We start from the raw sequence: 6,442 nt of genomic DNA on the forward strand, positions 1-6,442 counted from the left end.
CGGGCGGCGGGCCGGATCCGGATCGGCCGGCCGCGAAGCGTGCTCCGGGCCATGCGGTGGAGCACCTGGGGCACGTACCGGCGGGGGAGGTCCACCAGGGTGAAGTTCTCGTGGATCTCGATGGGGCCGATCTCCCGCCCCGGCACGCCCGCCTCGTTGGCGATGGCACCCACCACGTCGGCGGGCCGCACCCCGGCCCGGCTCCCGGCGGCCAGGATGAGTCGGGCCGTGGCCTCGCCGGCCCGGCCCATCCCCCCTGTCTGCGGCGGGGGGAACGGCTCCGGCACGGCCTCGAGCTCCAGGTCCTCCGGAGCCTCCAGGGGCTTCTCCCCCAGGGCCAGGCGGGCCGCTGCCGCTGCGACATCCGCCAGGGAGACCCCGTCCTCCCGGGCCAGGTCCTCCACCAGGGCCCGGTAGGGGTCGAGCCCCCCCTCCCGGAGCGACTCCCGCAGCTCCTCCTGGAAGAGCGCCGCGGTGCGGGCGGCCACGTCCGCCCGGGTGGGAAGGCGCATGGGCGCCAGCCGCCGGCCCGTGTACCGCTCGATCTCGCGCATCATCCGCTGTTCCCGCGGGGTGACGAAGAGCACGGCGACCCCGGCCCGCCCGGCCCTGCCCGTGCGCCCGATGCGGTGCACGTAGGCCTCCGCGTCGTAGGGGATGTCGTAGTTGACCACGTGGGTCACGTGCTCCACGTCGAGCCCCCGGGCCGCCACGTCGGTGGCGACCAACACGTCCACCTTGCGGGCCCGCAGGCGCCGCACCAGGGCCTCCCGCTGGGCCTGGCCGAGATCCCCGTGGAGGGCCTCGGCCGCCCACCCCCGGGCCTCGAGCTTCTGGGCGAGCTCCGCGGCGCCGGTCTTGGTGCGGGTGAAGACGAGCACGGCCTCGCTGGGCTCCGCCCCCAGGATGCGGGTGAGGGCGTCGAGCTTCTGCCCCTCGGCCAGGAAGAGGCAGCGCTGCTCCACCGAGGGGACGGTGAGGGTGCGTTGGGAGAGGGCCACCGTGACCGGGTCGCGCAGGTGGGCGCCGGCGACCCGGCGGATCTCGGGGGGCATCGTGGCCGAGAAGAGGGCCGTCTGGCGGGAAGCCGGGGCGTGGGAGAGGATCTGCTCCACGTCCTCCAAAAACCCCATGCGCAGCATCTCGTCGGCCTCGTCGAGGACGAGCACCCGCACGGCCTCCAGGGAGAGGCTCCCCCGCCGCAGGTGGTCCAGCACCCGGCCCGGCGTGCCGATCACCACCTGCGCCCCCCGCTGGAGCCCCCGGAGCTGGAGGGGGAAGGGCTGCCCCCCGTACACGGGGAGCACGCCGAGCCCCTCGGTGTGGTGGGCGTAGGTGTGCACCGCCTCGGCCACCTGGAGGGCGAGCTCCCGGGTGGGCACGAGCACCAGGGCCTGCACCCGGGGCCGGCGGGGGTCCACCGCCGCGAGCAGCGGCAGGGCGAAAGCCGCGGTCTTCCCCGTGCCCGTCTGGGCCTGCCCGATGAGGTCGCGGCCCGCGAGCAGCGGTGGGATCGCGGCCTCCTGGATGGGGGTGGGCGCCTCGTACCCCGCGTCCGCCAGGGCCCGCAGCAGGGGCGGCGCGAGGCCCAGGTGCTCGAAGCCCGGCGGGGGGGCGGGGGTGGGATCGGTCATGGGCGTGCGCCTTCTGGATGCGGGCTCGGGGCGGAGCTTCTTCCCCCAATGGAACGAGCCGCCCGCGCCCCAAGGGGCGGGGCGGCTCGCCGGCCTGCCGGAGTCGTCCGGCCTACTCGACCTCGATGGTCACCTTCTCCAGCTTCAGGGGCTCCGTGGGGCGCCCGCTCTGGGAGCCCGCGGCCTCGAGCTTCTTGAGGGTGTCCATCCCCTCCACCACCTCCCCGTAGATGGTGTGCTTGCCGTCGAGCCAGGGGGTGGGGACGAAAGTGAGGAAGAACTGGCTCCCGTCGGTGTTGGGGCCCCGGTTGGCCATGGAGAGGAGGCCGCCCCGGTCGTGCTTCACCGTCGGGCTGAACTCGCCGCCGTACTCGTACCCCGGCCCCCCGGTGCCGCTGCCCAGCGGGCAGCCCCCCTGGGCCATGAAGCCCGGGATCACCCGGTGGAAGATGAGGTTGTCGTAGAAGCCGAGCTTGGTCAGGTAGATGAAGCTCGTCACGTGCATGGGCGCCACCTCCGGCATCAGCCGGATGCGTACGGGGCCCTTGTTGGTGGCCATGCGGGCGAAGTACTTGCGGCCGGGTTCGAACGTGGCCTTCTCCGGCTTGGGCACCGCGGTCTTCCAGTTGGGCTTGGACGTGTCCACCGCGGCCTTCTGCACCATCTCGTCGATCACCTTCATCGCAGCATCCTCCTTGGCAGTTGCGGTTCCCTGCGCCTGGCACGCCGTGAGCGACCCCAGCACCACGGCGACGGCGACGAAAGCGGACGTGACGGCGGCGAGCATTCTGGTCATGTCACCCTCCCAAGAACCGGCAGGCCGCGGCGCGCGGCCCGTCTGGAAACGGACGCGCCATGATACCCGCTGCGCCCCCCGCGGACAACCGGCCTGTGGCCCCGGCGAACTGCGTTGCTCGGGCCACCGTACCCCACCGATGCGTTCCGCCCCCGATCGCCGTCAGCATGGCGACGACGGCGATCCCGAACAAATCCAGATCCCGATCACGAGCAGCCATCACGCCGCTGGCGGCGAATACCGCTACGCCTGCGAGATCCAGATAGTACAGAAGCAAGTGACCTCCTGAGGTAATACGGGAGAACGGGCCGGGGCATGCCCACGCGGAGGGGTTCTTTTGGAGAGGCAAGAGCAAGATCAAGGGCTTCTCACGCAAAGACGCAAAGGCGCAAAGGGAAAGGCAACGGCGAGAACTCCGTGTATTGGAAACCGCAAAAGGCCTCTCTTGTTTCAAACAAGAAAGTTCTTGCTCTGCTTTGCGTCTTTGCGCCTTTGCGTGAGGCGAGGTTGGCCTTTCAGTCTTCCATTCCGTTGGCGACCCGCGACACCCCATCCTTGAACAGCGCCGTCCCGAAGTTGATCAGCAGCCCGAGGCGTTTGTCCGCCAGCCGGAGGTAGGTGAGCAACTGCTTCTTGTGCACAGGGGCCACCGCCTCCACGGATTTCAACTCGACGATGATCCGATCTTCGACGACGAGATCCGCCCGGAAGCCCTCGTCGAACTCGATCCCGTCGAACCGGATGGGGACGGGTCGCTGGCGCTCCACTGACAGTCCCCGGCGGGTCAGTTCCTTCGCCAAGACCGCCTCGTACACCGACTCGAGGAGCCCCGGGCCGAGCTCCTTGTGCACGTGAAACGCGGCGTCGACAACCGCCCGGGCCACCTCGTTCTCGTTCACTGGGACGCTCCCACGCGCGAGATCAAGGGCTTCTCACGCAAAGACGCAAAGGCGCAAAGGGAAAGGCAACGGCGAGAACTCCGTGTATTGGAAACCGCAAAAGGCCTCTCTTGTTTCAAACAAGAAAGTTCTTGCTCTTCTTTGCGTCTTTGCGCCTTTGCGTGAGCCGCTCTTGTGGGGATGTCTTCCATGTCGCGGAGGGCCGACTCGGCGAAACGGATGACGGTCTTGGGCACGGCGCTACTTCAGCCCCAGACGCGCCTTGGCCTCGGCGAGGGAGACCTCGCGGCCTTCCTCCAGGCCCGCGAGGCCTTCCACGACCGCCCGCAGGAACGCGCGCTCTTCCTGGTCCCTCTCGTACCCGGCCACGGACTGGACCACGGCCACGCCGCGGCCGCGGCTGGTGAGGAGCACGGGGCGGCGGGACTCGGCCACGTGCTTCACCACCCGGCCCGGGTTCACCTTAAGATCGGTCAGGGGGATCACGTCTTCGGAGAATCGGGTATTCATCCGCACCTTCCGGGAGACCTGTTCACGGGTCGCAGAATAGCACCGCTTGGGGGCCGTGCAAACTGGCGTGCGTTGTCGGAATTCCTGGTTTGTTCAACCACAGGGGACACAGAGGACACAGAGAAAGGCACAGATGGGAAACCTCTGGGCTGCTGATCCCTGGGCCCTGCCTCCCCGGCCCGGCTCAACCCCATCCCATCCCCGTCCTCTGTGCCCTACCGCGGACGCCGGGCCGGAGTGCCCCTTGTCCGCAGCCGGGCCGGCCCGATAGACTCGTGCGGGGAGGCGCGCCGGCTCGGCGGGCGTGCCTCTCTTGCGGACCCACGGTTCCCTCCGCCACGCGGCGGAACAGGTGACGCGCCCCATGTCGGATCCCCTGGTCATCTTCATCGTCTACCTCTTGTACGGCCTCGCGTTCTTCGCCATGGGCATTGCCGTGGTGTCGCGGGACACGCGCAGCAGCAATCTGTCCCTTGCGCCCCTCCTGTGGCTCTTCGCGGTCTTTGCCTTTACCCATGCGTTCCACGAGTGGTCGGAGCTCTACCTGATCCTCCAGGGGAGCCACCTCGACCCGAGGTTGCTGCTGCGGATCAAGGGCTTGAAGCTGTGGCCGGTGGTTGCTTCCTATTTCTTCTTGCTGCTCTTCGGGATCTTCCTCCTGGGACGAGTGTACCCACGGCAGCGCAACGTCCTGCTCCTGGTGGTGCCGCTGCTGCTCTTCGGCCTGCTGGCTACGACCATGGCCTCGGCAGAGCCCCAGCGCTCCGTTGAGTTTCTCCAGTACCACAATTTCCGGATTCGAAACTTCCTCGGATTCCCGGCCGGGATCGCGGCAGGGCTCGGGTTTGCGGCCTACGCCTCCACCGTCCAGGAGCTCAGCCCCCGGGGCGCGCGAAGCTTCCGTTGGGCCGGCGCCTTTCTGGTTGTCTATGGGGTCCTGACGGGGCTCGTGCCGTCGCGCACGCTGGTGCCCCTCTTTGGCCAGGTGGAGGTGCTGCGGGGGCTCTCCGCCGTGGCGATCCTCCACTTCCTCATGCGGGGGCTGCACGTGTTCGACGCCGAGCGTCGGGTGGCCATCGAGGACCGGCTGCGGCGCTTCGCCGAATCGGAGAAGACCCACGCGCTGGGCAAGCTGGCCTCGGGCATCGCCCACGAGATCAACAACCCCCTCGGCAACGTCTCCCTGTCGGTGGAGCTCCTGAAGAAGGATCTCTCGGGCGTGGCGGGTATGGAGGGCACAGCCCGGCGCTTTGCGCTCATCGAGCGAAACCTGGACCGGGCGTCGAAGATTGCCCGGGAGCTCCTGTACGTCTCCCGCTCCCAGGACGCGGAGGCGGTGGAGGCCGATCTCAACGAGGTGATCCGGGGCGCCCTCACGCTCCTCGGCCCGGGGACCGACGAGTGCCCCATCGAGCTGCGCCCGGGGCCGCTGCCGCCGCTGCACCTCGTGCCGTGGAAGGTGGAGGAGGTCTTCCTCAACCTGCTGCTCAACGCCCGGGACGCCGCGGGGCCCGGCGGCAAGATCGTGATCTCCACCGCCGCCAAGAACGGTGAAGTGGTGGCGGAGGTCGCCGACACGGGTCCGGGCATCGCGCCGGAGGACGTGGGGCGCATCTTCGACCCCTTCTTCACCACCAAGGAGGTGGGGCGCGGAACGGGCCTCGGACTCTCGGTCTCTCGAGGCATCATGGAGCGGCACGGGGGCCGCATCGAAGTCGCCCGGACCGGCCCCGGCGGCACGGTCATGGCGGTGGTCTTCCCCGTTCGCGGAGCGGCCCATGCCTAGCGTGCTCGTCGTGGACGACGACCGGGATCTGAGGGAGAACGTCGAGGAGATCCTGGCCCGCGCCGGGTTCGAGGTGGCGGCGGTGGGTGGGGCGCAGGAGGCCTTTGCTCTGCTGGAGCACCGGCGCTTCGACGTGGTGCTCCTGGACCTCATGATGCCGGGCATGGGGGGAATGGAGGCGTTGCCCCTCATCCGGCGCCGGGCGCCGCGGACCCAGGTGGTGATGGTCACGGCCTTCGCCACGGTGCAGAGCGCGGTGGAGGCCATGCGACTGGGAGCCGAGGATTACCTGGTCAAGCCCTTCCGCGTCGACGAGCTCACCGTTGCCGTGCGCCGCTGCCTGGAGTCCGCCCGCTTCGCGGCGTGCGAGCCCGCGGCAGACGCCGAGAGCGCCTTCCACTGCCTGGCCAACGCCATCCGGCGAGACATCCTTCGGCTCCTGGGCAGTCGTGGAAGCGTTCGGTTCATGGACATCACCCGCCACCTGGGGATCGAGGACCACACCAAGGTGAACTTCCACCTGCGCATCCTCCGGGAGGCCCGCCTCGTCACCCAGGAGGGGGGCAAGGCCTACACCCTGACGCCCCAGGGCGTGCAGGTGGCCGGGTGCGTGCAGCAGCTCCTCCAACCCCCCGGCTGATCCCTCCCTCCCCCAACCCCTGCCTCCCGAGCCCGGCCTCCCCCGGATCTCGGGGATCTTGTGAAGTCCGCTTCACAGACCTGCCGCTTTCCGGCGCCCGACTTCTCTGGAACTGCTTCCCCCGGGTTCGTACCCTACGTCACGAGGAGCATTTCCCTGGGATCTACCCGAGGCCCG

General features: G+C 69.3%; 7 protein-coding genes. 2 read left to right on the forward strand and 5 right to left on the reverse strand.

Translation table 11 applies throughout. The annotated features are described in order from the left end of the window. The 5 genes from AB1578_21215 to AB1578_21235 all read right to left on the reverse strand — a co-directional run. On the reverse strand, positions 1-1,634 hold a 1,634-nt coding region (locus AB1578_21215), incomplete at its 3' end, for a DEAD/DEAH box helicase (GenBank protein MEW6490417.1). Positions 1,635-1,746: 112 nt separating this feature from the next. After that, positions 1,747-2,430, reverse strand: a complete 684-nt coding sequence (locus AB1578_21220) for a peptidylprolyl isomerase (GenBank protein ID MEW6490418.1) — start codon at positions 2,428-2,430, stop codon at positions 1,747-1,749. 1 nt (position 2,431) lies between these two features. Continuing rightward, positions 2,432-2,707 (reverse strand): TRIC cation channel family protein, encoded by a 276-nt coding sequence (locus AB1578_21225; GenBank protein MEW6490419.1) that lies wholly within the window; start codon positions 2,705-2,707, stop codon positions 2,432-2,434. A gap of 238 nt (positions 2,708-2,945) precedes the next feature. After that, entirely contained in the window at positions 2,946-3,329 is a 384-nt protein-coding gene (locus AB1578_21230) for a GxxExxY protein (GenBank protein ID MEW6490420.1), read from the reverse strand. A 240-nt stretch (positions 3,330-3,569) separates the two neighbouring features. Then, positions 3,570-3,839: a type II toxin-antitoxin system Phd/YefM family antitoxin gene (locus AB1578_21235; GenBank protein MEW6490421.1), complete on the reverse strand. Its 270-nt coding sequence runs from the start codon at positions 3,837-3,839 to the stop codon at positions 3,570-3,572. Positions 3,840-4,203: 364 nt separating this feature from the next. Here AB1578_21235 and AB1578_21240 point away from each other — a divergent pair, with 364 nt between their 5' ends. Together AB1578_21240 and AB1578_21245 are read left to right on the forward strand one after the other, a co-directional pair. After that, positions 4,204-5,625 carry an ATP-binding protein gene (locus tag AB1578_21240; protein ID MEW6490422.1) on the forward strand — a complete coding sequence of 474 codons (1,422 nt, stop codon included), beginning with the start codon at positions 4,204-4,206 and terminating at the stop codon, positions 5,623-5,625. Next, entirely contained in the window at positions 5,618-6,265 is a 648-nt protein-coding gene (locus AB1578_21245; protein ID MEW6490423.1) for a response regulator, read from the forward strand. The genes AB1578_21240 and AB1578_21245 overlap by 8 nt, the downstream gene beginning before the upstream one ends. The last annotated feature ends 177 nt before the right edge of the window (positions 6,266-6,442 follow it).

It is taken from the genome of Thermodesulfobacteriota bacterium (genome assembly GCA_040756475.1).
Lineage (GTDB): Bacteria > Desulfobacterota > Deferrisomatia > Deferrisomatales > JACRMM01 > JBFLZB01.